This is a genomic window from Hoeflea sp. AS60 (assembly GCF_038900115.1).
Classification (GTDB): Bacteria; Pseudomonadota; Alphaproteobacteria; order Rhizobiales; family Rhizobiaceae; genus Hoeflea.
This window is the reverse complement of the sequence record NZ_JBBMQP010000001.1, coordinates 1,089,013-1,106,180: the sequence shown is the minus strand read 5'-3', so window position 1 is coordinate 1,106,180 and position 17,168 is coordinate 1,089,013. Positions and strand designations below refer to the sequence as shown.

Here is a 17,168-nt window from a genome sequence, read left to right as displayed (position 1 = left end):
GACCTATTACAATCGAGCGCCGCCAGTTCTGGCCTAATCATTCAATGGTCTGGATCGGGTGACCTAGATCTCTCGGCGGAAATTCGGCCTGACCACCACAGGTCTGCGCCTGCGTGGCCTCTGGGCCGTGTTCTCCGTGACATCATCAACTGCGTCTTCGGGGCCTGAAGCCACTATTCCCGCCGGCGCAGCGGTGCTCTTTCCAGCAGGCCTGTCTTCCGTCCCAGTCCTGACCGTCATTTCGCGTGGCTCAGTTGCGGCGTGAAGGTTCTCGGAAACCGCGGCCGCTTCAAGGGCAGTCAATTCAGGTGCGGGAGCGGTGCTCCTGCTTTCCACCGCTTCATTGTGCCTGCGAATTCTGCGCCCGACTTCAGCCAGGCCCTGCTCCGATATCAGGGTGCCGCGGCTGGTTTTCCTGGCCAGCTGCTTGCGGAACAGGTTGTCGACAATCAACCGCATCTGGCTGCGCATTTCATGGGAATACTCCTCGTCATATAGCAGCGGCAGCAGATAGCCCTGCTTGTCGAAGACTGCATTGAGGATAACATTCTTAGCAGCGAGGACAGAGTCGGGATCATCCGGTTTGGCATCGAGATCCAGATCGGCGGTATCCAGCTCCTCTTTCGTCCGCGAGCCCTTCGCCGTTGCATTGGCATCCCAGAACAGCTTCGAGAGCAGCAGCGACAGCTCCTGCAGCAAAGCCAGCAAGGCAGGAAAGTAATCGCGCGCCGAGGCCGTTCCGTTGAAGAGCGCCTCGACCTTGCCGATCGCCTTGCTGATCGCGTCCTGTGAGGGATTGATGCGATCGTAGAGACTTGCGAGATCCTCACGATAAGGGCCACCCTCGAGGCCTCGCTGCTCGGCTGCAACAAGACATGTCTCCAGCACTTCCGCGCGCATCTGGTCATAGGCCCGCGTGATGGGCTTCAGCCGCTCCGGCCCCGACACATCAAGCATTTCAGTGCGCAGATTGTCGATGATCTGCTTGCGGCTGTCGGTCTCGTCACAGGACTGGTTGAAAGCAATCTGATCGGCATCGAGCGTGTCGATCTGCCGGAAGACGGCCATCAGCGCCTGCGGCTCGCAGGCGGGGAGATCGGACACGGACTTGAGGTCCGACAAAACCTCGGTGACCACCTGGCAGTATTTGGCGGTCTGGCTGAAACTGGTCTGGTTTGGCGTATCGACGAACGCGTTGACGCTTTGAAGGAAGCCATCAGCATCGAGCGTATAGCCTGATGCCACGTCTTCGGTGATCTGCGTCGTTGCCTCATCGAGTTCGGCTGCGATCCTGACAACGTCGGATTGCAACGAGGCCTGTTTCTGGTTTGCATTCACCAACTGATCACGGGCTGATTTGTGAGCCCTGTTCGCATCCGCAAGCTCGGCGCGTGTTTGTACGAGCTGTGACCCGAGAGCCTTGAAACAGGTTCCGGCCAGACCGCCTCCAGTGCCGGCGCGACGCCTGCGATTGCAAGCCGGATCATCGACCAGTTGGCCGGCCAGGCCGTCGGCAAGAAGGACTTCCTTGCTTTCAGGCGAAACTCCCGGCTCGCCTTCCTCCTGCTTCAGGGCGACTTCGAGCTTGCCGACGCGCTCGGCAGAAGCTGCCACCTGCGCCTGTTTGGCGGCAACATCCTTCTCAAGGCTCTCAATCTGGGTCGTGAGTTTGAGCAAATCCCGTTCGACGTCACCCTGCTGGGTCTTCAGCTGGCCCTGACGGTTTCTCAGGGCGATCTTCTTGGCTTCAATCAAGCTCTGAAGTTCCGACGCGATTTCCTTTTTCCGGTCCCGGTCACGCAATTCATCGGTCAGCGCGCCCATTTTGGTCGAGTAATCCTTCAGCGCCTCGTCACCGAGCAAGGCGGTTTTCCTTGCCAGATAGTCGTCATTCATGTCCTGGCTGATATCGTGGGTGTAGAGACCCATCTGCCGCAAATTGGTCTCGGCATTGGCAAGATCGGATCCGCCAACGCTCAGGAACTGCTGATGGTAGGAGGCGAATGAGGAGATCCAGCAGATCGCCACCGCGACAAGATAGAACGGCATCACCAGGGCTACCTGGGAGAGCCTGCTGGACGATATGCCATCACCGAGCACAAGTGATGTAAAAGCCAGAAACCCGACAGCAAGCGCTGTAATACCGACCCACGCATAGGTCTCTGTCATGAATATCCGCGCCCCACCACTGGTGGCGTAGGCGGTCATGAAGAATGCAACTGCAGCAAAGACAATAATGAAAGCCTGCTTCAGTCGCGTCGTACTTAGGATCGCATTCCCGTCGTTCTGTTTCTTGTCCATCTCAACGCCTGCTCCCTTAACTCAAACACTACGGTGACTAACCCCGGCGGCGTGGCGGTATACGAATTGTTAACACGGGTGCTTTCATCCCGGCAAGACGAGTTGCCACGAGAAGCACCAGCGACGCCGGTATTGCCATGAAAAGATGATGACTTGTTCCTGCCGAAAGCCACGTCATCGGCTGCCCCATGACTGGCAAAAGCCCGAACGCATTCGACCACGCCAGTATCCACTGCATCAGGAACAGCATGCCCGCGCCAAGCGCGATGCAGGCCAGGGCCTGATCCGCCCCGGTCTCGACCGGATCGCGCGACCGCTTGGCTTGAAGTTTCATGTAGAGCGCGATCACCAGAAAGATGAAACAGGCCTGTAGCGCGATCAGCAGCGTCGCAGCGGCATTGCCGTGCCGTGTTGCGATGTAGGTCGCGGCAAAATCGCTCTGGACCACGGGCACGCAGTGGGGTCTCACGGGCCCTTTCAGGGTCGAAGGTGTACAGCGCAGCGTTTCGGCCTGTTGCGCTTCATCCGGGCAGGAAATCCCCAACCCCTTTGAAATTCCATCGCCCAGCCATTGAACGGCATAGCCGATGTTGTAGGGCGCGGCTGTCAATTCGCTGCTCAACCCGCATGGCGCATTGGCGAGCGTCGCCCGTGACCGCAGCACGTGGAAGTTCATGTCCCTGAGGATAAGCTGGCGCGGCTCCTCAAAGCCGCCATAGCGGCCAAAGCGCAGATCAGCCCAGCTCATCAACCTCTCGACCGGCAAGCGGCGGCCTTCGCCGAGCACCTTTTCCAGTTCGGAAATCTGCTTGTCGGGGCCGTAGAACCATGACCAGTCCTGCACCCCAAGTCCGGCCTTTGCCGGCACGTCCCTGAGCGCCACAGCCATGACCAGCGCAATGAGAGGTGCCGCAATCGCCACCCGTGCCAGCGTCCAGTTCACGCGATTTCGAATTGCGACAGCGAAGGCAATTACGGCGAGACAGGCCACGGCAATCCCCAGGATCACCATTTCGTTGCGCATGAGCGCCCAGGTGCCCATCAGCGCCAACGGCAGCCCCAGAAGCAGAATGAACACAGCGCGGGGAATGGCCAGCGTCCTTGCAAGCATGACACCCAGCAGCAGCAGCGCCACCCCTGCCGCGATCAGATATTCCATCGAGCCCATCGCAACATCGATGATCTCGGTGGCTCGATCACCGGAAAGCAGCGGCGCCAGTATGATGGCCGCGAAGACCAGGAGGAGCAGAAGGAACTGCCCTGAACTCAGGCGGAAATCCTGAATTGAGGGAGCATAGGACAGCGGGATTCGCCTGATGTCCCTCAGGTCATCAAACTCTTCTTCCCTGATCCTCCAGCCAATCGCCATGACCCCGACAACGGCGGTAATCCCGGTTGCCGAAGCGATGATGATGAGAGGCGAATAGTCCGACTTCACAGCGGGAACGAAGAGCAGGGCCGTGATGAACAGCGTCGAGAGAACGACTGCGATCAGCGTTATCCCAAACCACGACTGGGCGAGCAGTCGGGCGCGGATCAGCCATTGCGCCAGAGCCGCGCCCAGAAGCACGACAATGGCAAATTTTCCCGCCTCGACCGGCTGGATGGAGCCGCCAAGTCCGGTCTGGTTGCCGAGAAAGAACCAGGCCGCAAACAGGGCAAAAACAATGGTGAGAAGCCAAAGCGTGGGCGAAAAGATGGAAGGGCGTCCGGCGAAGTCATTGCCAATCCGGAGCTTGAGCGCTGTTGGCGAAACGATGGTGAGCGCCATCACAAACAGCGGCAGGATGTCGAGCACAACAAGCTTGTGCTTGATGAAGAAGCGCTCCCAATCGGTGTTCGGACCTTCCGCGCTGAGGCTGAACATCGAAATCGAGCTCAGCGCGATGATGGCGGTCAGGACGAGCCAGAGGGCCGAGAGGCTTGTGCCGCCGGAACGGTCAAGCCCGACAACAATGGTCGCGCAGACCCACATGGCTGCCAATCCATAAAACAGCCACAAGGATGCATCCGGAATCTCTGTGAACATCCTTGCGATCGCGACCAGATCGGGAGCCAGGGCCAGGGCCAGCACGAAACCGCCCGCCAGAATCAGGAATGCCGCACGCACAATGCTGCCATTTGAACGCCAGATCGTGGCGCCCGGGACTGCCAGCACGATCAGCAGGGACAGGCAGATCGCTGCGCTCCTTGCCAGTATCTCGGCGCTGACCAGTCCCTCCGGGCTGCTGACAAACAAGCGGTCCAGCGTTGAGGGGAGTTGCAGTTTCGAAACCTCGATGCTCGCCCCGTTCGGCAGCACGTTGGGCGAGCTGTCGAGGGGGGGAGGGCAGTCTTCCGCTGACGCGGTTTCAACCCCCACGTCTGAGGATTGGGCGCAGATACTGTCGTCAAACAGTGCAATCCGGCGATTTGGTTCAATGTGGACGTCCCATCCGCCTTGGGAATTGGCGGTCGCTTCTATGGCATATCGCGTTTTTCCGGCAGTGAAATGCGTGACCGGTGGGTAGTCCAGCGGCCAGTTCCAAGCCACCGGAACCTCAATGCCTGTTCTGCCGTAGTTCTGGCGGATGCGTTTGCCGTTGAGCCAGGTTTCGAAGCTGACGGGAACAAGTTGGGCTTCGCGGTAGATCGACACAAACAAACGGTCGTCGGAGAGGTTCTTGCGTACAATGAACTCAAGTTCCGGATTGGCGCGGGGCATCGCCACCAATGCGTAACTGTGCATCGTGCAGTCCACCTCGCCTCCGAGGACCGCGATGGTCGCCCTTCCCTTTCGTCGCAACAGGTCGCTGAAGCCGAGAGGTTCAAGAAGATCGGAGACCGCGCCAGAGACCCTGTCGCTCAACCTGTTGGCCTGCGATACAGCCCAGCTTGCCGTGCCCTGCTCGTAGCAGCCTTGGGCGGGTTTTCCGTTGACCAGGATCTCGGCGCCATTGCGGTAGACCACGGCAGTCGAGGTGTTGCCGGCCCAGTCTTCGACAGCAAACTCGATCCCGCCATCATCCTTCATGGCGACCTTTACAAACTGCGAACCCGCTGAAATCAGCGTGTAGGCACCTTCTTGCCGGGAAATCTCGTAGCGCTCGCTTGAGCCCTCTTCGGTCTTGCCGCCAAACTCGACGTTGAGATCGCGAAGCTCCGCCACCCGGCTGATCAGCAGCTTGCCATCCCTGGCAGCGCGCAAGCGAACATGCTGCAACTCAGCCGACCGCGCGCCTGCAGGCTGCAGCAATTCGGCGCGTCCGAGCACGACCTCCTCGCCTTGAGGTATCGTCAGGTTCAGCTCCTTGAGCGAGCTGAAATGCGGCGCGTGTTCCGCTGCAGTATAAAGCGCAAACATCCACCAGAAAATCACGACCATTGTCGCCAGCCCCAGGGCAAGCCGCATCAGAACGCCAAAGATCGAGGTGATGGAGCGGACGAGCTTCATTTTCCGGCCTCATAGAGAGACATGAGAAAATCGCGCACGATCGGCCCACAGACCGATCCGCCGTAACTTGGAGAAAACGCCACACGGCACGCGAAGGCAATTCTCTGATCAAAGCCCGGGAGGCCCTCTTGCGGCTCGACGAAACCGACAAGCCATGACGCGTAGCGCCCGTCCGGGGGAGAATTCGAGTGGCCGAATACCGGGGCAGTTCCTGTTTTCGCGTAAATGGAATTCCGCAGTTCGACCGGGATCTTTGCAAAGGCACTGCGCGAGGTGCCGCCCTGTTTTCTCACGACCGCGGCCATGCCCTGACGAATTTCACGCATGAAACCGTCGACCAACGCCTGCTTTTCCGGCGGAGCGACCAGAAGCGGTTCACCTTCCACGGGATCATCCGACGGGCCGCGCTCTGCCCGCGGCACAAGATGCGGCCGGACGATCTTGCCCGTCGCAACGGACGCTGCGACCGACGCCATGGAAAGCGGGCTGGCACTGACGCTGAGGCCGATGCCAACGCGCGCAAGTCTCAACCGTCGCGGCTCTCCCGGCGGCACCGGCAACCCGGCCTCAACGATCATCGGACTGGCGCGGCCTCGTCCGGTTGCGGGATAATTCACATCGAGAATGTCGAGGGCGCTCTTGCGTGCGATCGCCTCGGAACTGCGGGCAGCCGGGAAAAACCTCTCGGCTTCCCTGGCCAGCAAGAGATCGGGAACAAGATTAGTGTGTTCGAAACCGGTCTCCGGATCAACAAGCTTGTCCGCATCCAGATACATCGCAATTCCGGCGAAATACAGGTTCGAAGACCGCTTGAGCGCTTCACACATGCCCGACCTGGGCTCAGCGCTGTCACCGCAGCCTGACTCAATGCCGGTCTCAAGAATATGGCTGATGCCGCTGCGCACGCCGGCGGAAGAGGCCGAGTTGCCCATGCAGAAGACAATCCCGCCCCTTGCTCCCGGGATTGGCAGAGCATTGCGCTTCTTGGGGTCGTGTTCCTCATAGTCCGGTTTGCAACGCCCGTTGAAGGAGGGGCGGGTGGCGGCGATGCCGAACAGATCGGCGATTTGCGTCGGACTTGCCTTGCCGAGCAGCACGTCCTCAAGCGCCTTGTCACCGCTGTCGATGACATACTGGCTCGCCGCCAGCGCTGTTATCAGTTTGAAGGATGAGCCAGGAGTGCCGCGAAGATCATAGTTGCGCCAGGCATAGGCAGCCAGCGGGCTCTTGGATGATGCCGTCAGCTCAAGTGTTTCAATGTCCCACGAGGACATGCCTGTGCGTGGCTGCGGCAGGCTGGCAACGGCAAGCACATTGCCGGCATCCTCACCATCGGCATCAAGAATGACGAGATCGGCGCGCCTGTCGCACCGTTCCTCGCCTTTCGGGCAGGTGTAATTTTGAGCGAGCGCTGCAAGTGCCTTTTCCTGGTAATCGGGGATAAGGGTCAGCGACGGATTTTCGCCCTCATCAGTCTGGGTCAGGGCAGCGGCCACCGATCCGGAATCGCCGGTGCCCAGCCCCAGAAGCGCGCCAAGACCCATCTCAAAGGCTTTTTGCGTGAGCGCCCCTTGAGAATCGAGAACCGAAAGATCGCGCAACGCCAGGCCGGTCAAAGGCTCGGACTGCCGCTCAACCCTCTGGTTGCCGGGAACATTCCAGTCCATGTCACACCCTGTCTCGGTGCGGCCTTTCGCGGACTGGCCGACTTCGAAACCCGAGAGGTTGCAAGCGACCCGGATACGCCCGAAACCAAGTGAGATCTTCTGGTCAGCGACCTCGGCGGCCTCCTTGTCGCGATTGGCAAGATAGCGCCTTAGCCCGCGATCAATCCTGATCGATGGTTCGATGACCAATTCCAGATCAACCACCTTCCCCTTTGGCTCGGAGAGAAGGATCACCGACCCCGTCGGCCGGCCGCGCGGATTTTCTCCCTCGCAACGCACCCTATGACCGGTTCCCCGGGAATCATCGGCGCAGTAGATTGCCACCGACGCAAGCTGCTTCTGTCCGCCAATCCGGCGCACGTCTTCCGGTCCGATAGCGGGGTCTATTTTCAGGGGCGACCCATTGACCCAAATGGAGCGCACAGCTCCGATGGTGCGAATGCTCACCGGCATGTCGCCGAAGGCCATCGTGGTTCTGAACTTGTATTGGCCCGATTCACCGGTCTGTGTATCGATGACCGGCGTGATGACTTTCCAGTCGCCAAAGAAGCTGTCGGTTTCGCTGGCGAGGAAGGCATAGTCGAACTGTGAAATCGTTGCAGTCGTGATCGACTGGATCGCCCTTCCATCGGCGGCGATGGTCGCGTCCCATTTGTTGGGCAGGCAGCGCGCCGGCACAAACAGCTTGGCCGTGCTCACGCCATCGGCACAGGCCACACCCTCGTCAGATTTTATCGCGCTGTCGGCTTCGCGGTTATCCGAGACCGAGACGATCCTGTAACTCTGGTTGAAATTGGCGACTTCCTGGCGAATGCGTTCGCCTTGCGCCGATTCACAGAGTTCGCGGACATATTTGCGGCCCGCTTCGCCCGCAGCACCTGAGACAAGGGTCACGGTTTCGGGCGAGCGCATCGCCAGTGTGTTGCAGGCAGCGTGCCCGAGAGCGACGGAAACCCCGTCGCGGACAGGCCAGATAGCACCACCGTCCACCAGAAAATCAAACGTGGTTTCATCGAACGCCAGGGCGCTTGGGATCTCGACGCGGTCCATCCAGACACGGTTGATCCTGAAGGTATCGACGAAGAAGTGAGCGCCCAGATAGAGAATGCCAGCCAGCAGGGACAGCACTACAATCTGAAAGTGGCGCGCGCTGAAAATTCTGGCTTTCATGGCCCTTAGCCTCCCTCGTAGGGGGTCAGCACCAGGGGACCGACGACTTTTCGCGTTTCCCCGGGTTCAAACCGCGAGATTGGCATGCCCGAGCCTTTTTCAGCATAGGCCTCGCCCAGTGACAGCACTGTGTCACCGAAGGAGATGCGGCCGCATTGATCAAGCCAGTCGAGGTGGTAACCGCTGAAAGACTGGAATGTATCGGAAAAGATCACTTTCTCCGGCGTATCCGGCAGCTCCAGATAGCCAAATGGCTCGCCATCGGCGCGTCCAACCTCGATGATGTTGTTCTCGATGGTCCGGCATTTCAGGCCGACGCTTCCCGGCGTCTTGAACGGCGCACCGGTCTGGCCCCATTCGTAGACATATTGCTCTTCGTTCTCGCAATCCCAGACAAGAGAGACCCGCGCGACCTGAAGTGCATAGGCCGTCAGGATGTTGTCGCGATCAAGATCAATCCAGACCCGATCGACGCCACGATGGGAAAAATCCCTCAGGTCGAACATCAGCGAGCTGATGGCGGCATTGCAGCCATTTGTCGGTTTCCAGTGCAGCCGCGACTTTCGCGAATCCACACAGATCTCCATTCGTCCCGGAATCTGGGCTGTTCCCACGAAATCGATCTTCCAGGCGATATCACATTGGTCTTCGATGCAAGGCACCCGCGTCGGAACCGGTTCATTGCCATGACCGCGACAGAAGGAAAGCCGCGCATCGACACCGCGCGCCCGGGGCTCTTCATTGACCGGCGCAAGGACCGCGTCCTTGTTGATGAACATGAACGGCGATTGCACTTCCTCGTCGGACCCCAGGTCGATTTCTGCATGAAGAAGACCTTCGCCGATCCCGATCACAAGACCGCCCTGCCCCTTGTAGAGGCCGGCCGGGCGGCCATCGAGCAGGACAGGTTCATTGTAGACATCGCGCCTGGAAGGGTCGGGGTAATAGCGGATAAAGCCGATCGGCCTTTCGCCGCGCCGGGGCACGAAGATACCCTGGCCGAGATACATGTTGAGCTGATTGGCCGGCAGCGACGGATTGACCATGCAGTCGACCCTGACGCCGATCGTCGGGTCGAAATAGCCCTTCAGGGTGGAGCTCAGGCTTTCCGATATCCGCTCCTCAAGACCTCTCTCGGACGCCGTGTCACAGACCCCGCCCGGACCTGAAACGAAGGTAAGATGCTGAAAGGCGACCTCGACCACCTCACTGCCATTGGCCGTTCCAATGATCAGCTCGTCGGTAATGTTGTAGAGGACCTCATCGACGGAGCCGCGCGAGACCTGAAACAGACCTGCTCGCTTGCCGGGATCCGGATTTCCGCCAACGACCCACGGGAAATCCCGTGCACCCTTGCGGCGGCTCTTGAAGAGCCACCCCATCAGACCCGTCTTCGGAATAGCAAAGACATTGCGGCGCCAGAACGCCTGATTGTCACGCAAATCCAGCTTGACCGGGATCATGATGACCGGACGGTCGGATTCGTCGCTGAACCTGACTGGATTACCGAGTGTCATGAGTCCGCCCGCGCCTTACCATGATCGATCGAGGATCAGTATTCGAGGGCTCTTTCGGCCGTTCGGACCACTCCATCCAGGACGTTCACAATCAATCACCAGCTCCTCCCCAGCCTGCGGATTGGTAAAGCGGGAGCTTGCCGCGAATGCCGCAGTGCGGATGCGCGGGACGTCCCTGAGTTTTTCGGCGTCATCAGTGGTGAAAACGCAATTCTTGACACTTTCGATCGAAAGCGGCCGAGGCGCCAAAATCTGGACATTTCTGCGTTTCAACAGATCAAGAACGGCATAGGCGGCCAGCCCATAGGCATCGGTTTCGCTGCGGTCGGGGAAATAGGCCTCAAGGCGGCGCCACGAACACAACAGCTTGTCCATGTCCCCGTTGGCGAGCGCTGGCACCGGATCAATGCGTTCTGCCGCCAGGCCCTCGATCAGGTCAATGATCCGCTTATGGGAACGGCTGACTTCTTCGGCACTTTCGTTGGAGGCAAAAAGCGGCGGATCCACGGAAACCATGGCGTGATGCGCAGCCATCAGAGCCGGTTCGCGCGGCGCCTCGGCTCCAGTGAGCTGCGTTGCGCCAGCAACAACGGTCTTGTCACTCCGCAACTTCTCCTGCCAGTCATCGGGAAGGCGACCATTGGTGGTCCAACCGGTAATGTTGGCGATTTCGTTGCGCAGCTTCCCGTTTTCCCGCCTGATGGAAGCCAGCTGCGCTTCACTCTGGCGGAGCCGTCGGAACAACACGATCCCTGCCACAACCACGCCGACGAGCAGCAGGATGAAGAGCACTTGCGCAAATCCGGATGTGAACTCAATACCAATCACCGCCATCTTGCGTCCTCTAGGTTCCCGCCAACCGACTTCGTGGCTGGCGAACGATGATATCGCCGACCGTGAACTCGACATCCGAGTTCCTGCGCTTCCAGGAGATCTCGACGTGCTGGTCCTGGCCGCCGGCGAGCCCGCCCGGCTTTACCTGCGACTGATCCACAACCACCTTCTGGCCGAAAATACCGAACAGGCGGACGATCTCGTCGCGGGTGATGTCATTGTCGCTGCCGACGTCATCAAGACCGGGCAAGACACGGCTGAGCCAGCGATTGGGCAGGAAGCGCACGCTCTTGTTGCCTTCAGAGCGTGATTGCGTATCGAGATACTCGATTTCCGAGACAACACCACGTCCGTCGTCATGCAGAACCAGAGCATAGGAATGATCGGCGCCGTCGGTGATTTCCAGACCCGACGTTGCAAGACGCGCCGCGCCATAGACCGTGGCATTCTTCATGTCATCGGGGCTGAACGGCCTCTGCGGTGCGGCATCGCGCGCCTGACCAAGCAATTGCGTGGTTCGCCCGATGCCTGAGAATATTGAAGGCCAGAGGCTGGCACGACCGGTAACGGCCCACTGCGGATCACGCAGACCCAGCCGCCGCGCTTCCCTGATCAGCATGGCCGGCACTGCATATCCAAGCGTCCGTGCGACCGTTTGCGGATTGCTGCGTGACGGGCTGGCAATTGGCGCGTTGGCATCCAGCAGATCCGGCGAAATCTCGATCCAGATTGACTGTCCGCCCGTCGACATGGTCCGGACGCACAGATGGACCTTATCATTTGAATCGGGAATGGCGGTGTCGCGCTCGCTCAATGGCTGCCCGGGCGATGCACTGCGCAGAATATCGTTCAATTCGACCGTGAAAGCGCTGCCATCACCCTCATCAGCCCAGCGATACTGGCCATCGGCGCCGGCATTGCGCATCAGCGTTTCCGAAAGCGCCCGCTTGGCCTCCTGAATACGCGGCAGCAAAACCGTCTTCAGGGCGTCGTCGCGCAGGAAGCGGTGGTCGAGTTCGAGATCTTCGAAAACCGGTTCGGTCGAGGAGAAAAGCTCCCGCAGGTTCTGGATCAGAATTGCCAGAAGCGCTTCATCCAGATTGGCTCCGCCGATCGTTGCACCGAAATGGGCAAAGACCTTCCAGCTTTCGATACTGTCGTGCCGCATCTTCACTTCGATCAAGCTGGCGTCGACTGTGCTGGCGCCAATGTCGATGCAGGCGAAAACCTCTGTTTCCTCGCGCCGTCCCTGCGACCGGGAAATCCCAAAGTAGGCGGCGGCAAGCGCTTCCGGAATGAGCTTTGGTTCCCGCGCAGCGCGGGTGTCTTTGGTTCCGGTCAGACCCTGCGCAAATGACCTGGCTGCATTCTTGTACAATTCGCGCTTGTGATGGGCGATGCCGCTTGGGTGGGTGACGACAACCTGGACATCGCTGTCGGCACACTCAAGCCATTGATCAAAGCGTTCGTCACCCACTTCGCTGACGATGGGGCCGTCGAGCTGGTCATGGGCATAAAACAACGAGTTGGGGATCATGTAAGACCCGAGTTCGTGAAACGCATCTCTGGTCAAGGCTGCGAGATTGATCTCGCGGGTCGCCTGCAGTCCGTTTGCTGTTCGCTCGATGACAGATTGCTTGATGCGGTATTTGAACCCTGGCTCCGAGTTCATCAGCATCCGCTTGAGATCCGGGATAACCAGCGTTTGAAGCTCGAGATAGGCAGAGCTTTCGCCGTCTGTGACAAAGTCACGGTCAACCGGGATCGAAATGTCGTAGGTCCGGCCAAACAATGTCATTCTCTTTTCGGCCGCCTGCAATTTGGTGCCGACATAGGAGAGATTGCCATAGGACAGCGGCGCCTTGCGCGAGCGCACATGCTTGGCCGGGTTCAACCCTATGGTGGATGGAATGAGAACATTCTGCCACCGCTTCTTGTTGGGATCATATTCCGAATGGGCGCCGGCAAGGCTGTAGGCATACGAGCCGAGCGGGATCAGCTGCCGGGCGAGATTTCTTTCAACCCGTCCGAACCATGCGGCAATCGCGGAAGCACCGTAGTCGAGGCAGATCAGATATTTCGGGTCGCGCTGGCGCAGCACGATGTCGACCGCCACCATGCCGTACTTGTGCTCGAACAGGTCATCTTCGGCAACCAGCGACATGCCAGCCCTGATTTTCAGCCGTCGGGCTTCAAACCGGATAAACAGCTGATAGCGGTCGGTGTCACCGCTGTCGTCCAGGGTGGTGTTGTGAAACGGGATCTGGATCTTGCCGCCATTGTTCTGGTCGACCGCAATATCCTGCATTAGCTTGAAGTCGTCGCGGCTGGTGAGCAGCATCTTCTCGCCTTCCGGCAAGATGTGCGCATGGGCCACAACATCCCAGCTGTCGTCGAGACAGACCACATCGAACTCGATGGTGTCGCCGAGTTCAAATTGAACCCCGCCACCGGAGATCGGCACCGAAAACTCAAGCGGAAACCGCTCCGCAAAGGGTGCATCGCCGCGTGTCATGTTGGGAACCGCCGACGCGTCGCGGTATTTGAGCGCCAGGATTTCTCCCTGCCTCAACTGCAGGTCAAAATCATAGGTCCCGGAAAGAGGCGCCTGGGTTTCGTCACTAAAGACGCAGCTCCAATCGAACTGCATCAGCAAACTGTCCGCACCTTCGGCCGCTTCGAAAATCTCGTTGATCGAGACGATGCAGGGTATTGAAACCTCATCACCTGCACGAAGCTCACAGGCGATGCCCACAGTGGATCTCGCGCTGGCTTGCTCCAGAGTGAAGTTCGCCGAAACATCCTTGATCTCGCCTTCGACCTGACAACTCAGGCGACCCGACACCAGCGCGCCGGTGGGCGCGCCACCATATTCCAGACGGGTGACCGGCTGCTTCACATGAATGGTGAAGAGATCGACATCGTGATTTTCTTGTCTTTCGACCCGGCTGAGCTCGGGAATCGACACCTGCCGCGTCTGCACCAAAGGCGGCTGCCATTTCAGCGTCTGCAAGCGCAAGCTGGCAAGCTCGACCTTGAGGTTTTGTGACTGACCATCGGCGCGTTTGGTTTGCAGCGTGATCGAGAGCGTAAACTGGTCACGGGACGCCTCAGCGATCTCTTCCTCTGAGGGCTCGCGCGCACATTCAAGGACCAGATCGATATTCCTTGATTTTCCCAATTCGAATTGAAGTATCGCTTCTCCACTCTCCGCATCACGCAGTGATGCATTGAGCCACGGAGCCTCTTCAATGTATCCAGCAACGGAAACCTTGATTGTTTCGTCAGTATTCAGAGAGGAATGGGAAATCGTAACTACGCGAGAGAACTTCCCAAGATCACAGATCACGGAACAATTCTCTAAACGCATCTGCGTTTTCTTTGGGTTACTTAGATCCCAATTCAACATTAAAGACCCAACGCTAGTACTTCCCCGATACGAGCTTGAACGATATAGTTTATAAATCCTTAGCGCAACAGCTAGCGCTCCGTTGAATTGCACTAAAGTAAATGATTAAAATGCAACATAATTAATTGAAATTATTATGAAAGCCACTTCAATGGGATGGGCTCGCTGCCGATCCTGCGGTCAAGGCTGTCTGACGCTCCGGAAGTATGCTTAACGCCGGTTTCCGGTGAGTGATTTTCTTCACTGTTGCTGATTGCAATTCTAAGCGCATGGAGGTCCGGGGCTTCAATCGCACTGCCGCGATGCCCTGGGAAATAGCTCACTGCACCTGGGGTCAATTGAGGATCGAGACCCAGATTCAGGACAAACTGATCGGTGTCGCCGTGGCGAAGGGGAAATTTTCGAGGCAACGATGAAATCACATCAAGATCCGCAGCAATCAGAGATGCCGGCCTTTGCTTCTCCTCTTCCGCGACCATCTTTGATACCGTCCAGCCAACCCTTCTGGTGATAGCCTGGAATGCGGAACCCAGCTGGATCTGGCGGCGCTGGCTCAAATTGTCGAACCAGTTTACGTCCCGCGCCTGAAAAGCCGGCAGCTCCAATAACCGCGCCGCCGGAGAGCCGGGCTGGTCGAAAACGAACGGCTGCGCAACCAGTGCCTGCTCACACCACGAAAACAAGCCGGGCGGGATCTCATGCCAATAATGGATATCCGGCAACAGCAGCGTGCGGGACAGAAGAAACTGCCGCCCGCCCTCGCCCTCACCGGCTTCGGCGCGGTAGCGCATCCGCATGATCGCCAACCCGTCATCGACCGCCTTTACAACCAGGGTGCCGCGCCCCGCAAACTGGGGATCGATCATGCTCGATGTGAGGCTTGCATTGCCGAGAAAATTGGCCGGAATATAGCGCAGCGGGTTGTCGACACCCGGCGTCACGGAGGTTACGCCATACAAGGCGCTTTCGTGCAGAGGGCCGCCCAAGGTGCGCACCGGTTTGCCGTAACACACCTCCTCAAACCTCAACGCTCTTGCTTCCCCAGATATAGTTTCCACAAGATTCTCCTTTCGCAGATCTTCACCATGAACAAACTACGAATTCACAAACCTGGCTTTGCAGAAATACTGTATCGACATGCATACGGAAATCAACGGTTCCCCCGAAACACCACTCCAGCATTGGGCCAAACGAAGTCTTGACCTATCGAGGCCCGGAAGCCAGAGCATCGAATGCGCAGCAATCCGGGTGCAACACTGAAAAGACGAGTTCGATTGCTGCCAGCGCTGACCGGTCAATGCCTCCTGACAAGATGAAATGCGGCGAAACCCCAAAGCGGCAATCTACCTGGTTCAATCAAAATCTTGACCTCGGGAAACCGCCAATCCATACATCAAACTGGTTTCACGGCGCTCGGCAACTTGGGAACAGCTGTCTATATCAAACATCTCCTGGGATGAGAGATGTATCGGCGCGCAGTTCCAAACCGGCCTATTGGTACCAACAGAAGTCCTTCAAATCGGTCTTTATTCAGGAAACATCGGAATGCGGCTCCCTTTATCACCCAAGTTCACGTCGAAAAGGATTTTTCTCTTTCGGCGCAAGCTGGATGGAGTGATTTTCGGCCTGGGTGCGTTCATGTTTTTGCTGCCGACTGAGGCCAGCGCAATCATATTCGGTATTTTCGTGGTTATGGGCATTTACCTTCTGGTGTTCAGACCGAAGAAGTCGTTGCGCCATCTGGACAAGGAATACCTGCTCGCCACGTTGTTTTTCTCGACTGCGTGCTTTGCTACAAACCTCGCCAACGGCAGCCTCCCGGAAGATATGCGGTGGTCGTCCTACCCGCTTTACTATCTGCTGGTTATTCCACTTGCTGTCGGCGTGGTGCTGGTTCGTGATCCATTGCGCCAATTTGTACTGGGCACGCGCGCCGGGCTGGCAGCGCTGGCACTTTGGGGCCTGGCAGAGATGGTGATTGAAGGGGGGCGTTTCGGTTTTGGCTCAAATGCCGCAAATGCTGCCTTTGCTATTACCTTTCTCGCTGTTGTCTCCCGATTGCAGGTGGAATCCGCACCGCGGTTGCTGGCGAGCCGACGGTTGTTTTTCTACTTTGGTTTGATCTGCGTGCTCATTTCAGCAACCAGGGCCGTCTTGCCGGTGTTCATGGTTGGTCTGGCATGGGATCTGTTCAGTTTGATCAGGGCCAACCTTTCCGGTCGGAGGCTTTCTGGTCGCAAGAGCGCTCTCGCTTTGGTCACGACGCTGATGCTCGGAGCAGTGATTGTCTGGCAGGTCTCTCCCATTATGCTGATACGCATTCAGACGACCGCCAAAGAAATCTCAATCGCGCTAGACCAATCAGAATCGACCGGGACCTCAGGCATCTCGACCCGACTGGTCCAATGGCAGGCCGCCGTTCAATTGATCCGGGAGAACCCTCTCCTGGGTCGCGGCGGACATGGTATATCGTCCGAAATCGCCAAATACAGCCCCGGAAACAACAAGGAGGACCTGAGCCAATATACGTTTGTTCACAACTTCATTCTCGATGAAACCATACAACGTGGCCTGGTCGGGCTGACGCTTACTTTCGGTTTCTTCGGATTTTGCTTTTTCCGGATCTACACTCTCGGTGACGCCAGCATGAAGGAGAACGTCTTTCTCTTGCTGACGCTGACGTTTTCGTTCGGGCTGTTGCACTACCTTCTGGTGATAGATCGCCATGTGGCTCTTTATGCGCTGTATTTTCTGTTGCTGACCACGGCAAACCATGGCTGGCGAGCGCCCTATCGCCAAAGTACCTCGACATCCTGACTGATGGGGCGGTGAAAATC

At 58.2% G+C, this 17,168-nt stretch carries 8 protein-coding genes; 1 reads left to right on the top strand and 7 read right to left on the bottom strand.

Annotated elements, in window-relative coordinates; all coding sequences use genetic code 11:
* Nucleotides 1-63 precede the first annotated feature (63 nt).
* From WNZ14_RS05130 to WNZ14_RS05100, 7 genes are all read right to left on the bottom strand, one after another.
* Nucleotides 64-2,301 (bottom strand): hypothetical protein, encoded by a 2,238-nt coding sequence (locus tag WNZ14_RS05130; RefSeq protein WP_342867514.1) that lies wholly within the window; start codon nucleotides 2,299-2,301, stop codon nucleotides 64-66.
* 37 nt (nucleotides 2,302-2,338) lie between these two features.
* Nucleotides 2,339-5,734, bottom strand: coding sequence for an FtsW/RodA/SpoVE family cell cycle protein (locus WNZ14_RS05125; RefSeq protein WP_342867513.1), 3,396 nt, complete (start codon nucleotides 5,732-5,734; stop codon nucleotides 2,339-2,341).
* Entirely contained in the window at nucleotides 5,731-8,571 is a 2,841-nt protein-coding gene (locus tag WNZ14_RS05120; RefSeq protein ID WP_342867512.1) for a penicillin-binding transpeptidase domain-containing protein, read from the bottom strand. Before WNZ14_RS05120 ends, WNZ14_RS05125 begins: the two co-directional genes overlap by 4 nt.
* A gap of 5 nt (nucleotides 8,572-8,576) precedes the next feature.
* On the bottom strand, nucleotides 8,577-10,088 hold the full coding sequence (locus WNZ14_RS05115) for a hypothetical protein (RefSeq protein ID WP_342867511.1): 1,512 nt from the start codon (nucleotides 10,086-10,088) through the stop codon (nucleotides 8,577-8,579).
* A gap of 15 nt (nucleotides 10,089-10,103) precedes the next feature.
* Nucleotides 10,104-10,922, bottom strand: a complete 819-nt coding sequence (locus tag WNZ14_RS05110; protein WP_342867510.1) for a hypothetical protein — start codon at nucleotides 10,920-10,922, stop codon at nucleotides 10,104-10,106.
* A 10-nt stretch (nucleotides 10,923-10,932) separates the two neighbouring features.
* Nucleotides 10,933-14,292 (bottom strand): hypothetical protein, encoded by a 3,360-nt coding sequence (locus tag WNZ14_RS05105; RefSeq protein WP_342867509.1) that lies wholly within the window; start codon nucleotides 14,290-14,292, stop codon nucleotides 10,933-10,935.
* Between the two features lie 173 nt (nucleotides 14,293-14,465).
* Nucleotides 14,466-15,389 (bottom strand): hypothetical protein, encoded by a 924-nt coding sequence (locus WNZ14_RS05100; RefSeq protein ID WP_342867508.1) that lies wholly within the window; start codon nucleotides 15,387-15,389, stop codon nucleotides 14,466-14,468.
* Nucleotides 15,390-15,945: 556 nt separating this feature from the next.
* Here WNZ14_RS05100 and WNZ14_RS05095 point away from each other — a divergent pair.
* Nucleotides 15,946-17,148, top strand: a complete 1,203-nt coding sequence (locus WNZ14_RS05095; RefSeq protein WP_342867507.1) for an O-antigen ligase family protein — start codon at nucleotides 15,946-15,948, stop codon at nucleotides 17,146-17,148.
* Nucleotides 17,149-17,168: the final 20 nt, after the last annotated feature.

What these genes read in the sequence shown, in the direction of transcription:
- WNZ14_RS05130 (WP_342867514.1), bottom strand. Translation starts at nt 2,301, where the DNA reads ATGGACAAGAAACAGAACGACGGGAATGCGATCCTAAGTACGACGCGA.
- WNZ14_RS05125 (WP_342867513.1), bottom strand. Translation starts at nt 5,734, where the DNA reads ATGAAGCTCGTCCGCTCCATCACCTCGATCTTTGGCGTTCTGATGCGG.
- WNZ14_RS05120 (WP_342867512.1), bottom strand. Translation starts at nt 8,571, where the DNA reads ATGAAAGCCAGAATTTTCAGCGCGCGCCACTTTCAGATTGTAGTGCTG.
- WNZ14_RS05115 (WP_342867511.1), bottom strand. Translation starts at nt 10,088, where the DNA reads ATGACACTCGGTAATCCAGTCAGGTTCAGCGACGAATCCGACCGTCCG.
- WNZ14_RS05110 (WP_342867510.1), bottom strand. Translation starts at nt 10,922, where the DNA reads ATGGCGGTGATTGGTATTGAGTTCACATCCGGATTTGCGCAAGTGCTC.
- WNZ14_RS05105 (WP_342867509.1), bottom strand. Translation starts at nt 14,292, where the DNA reads ATGCGTTTAGAGAATTGTTCCGTGATCTGTGATCTTGGGAAGTTCTCT.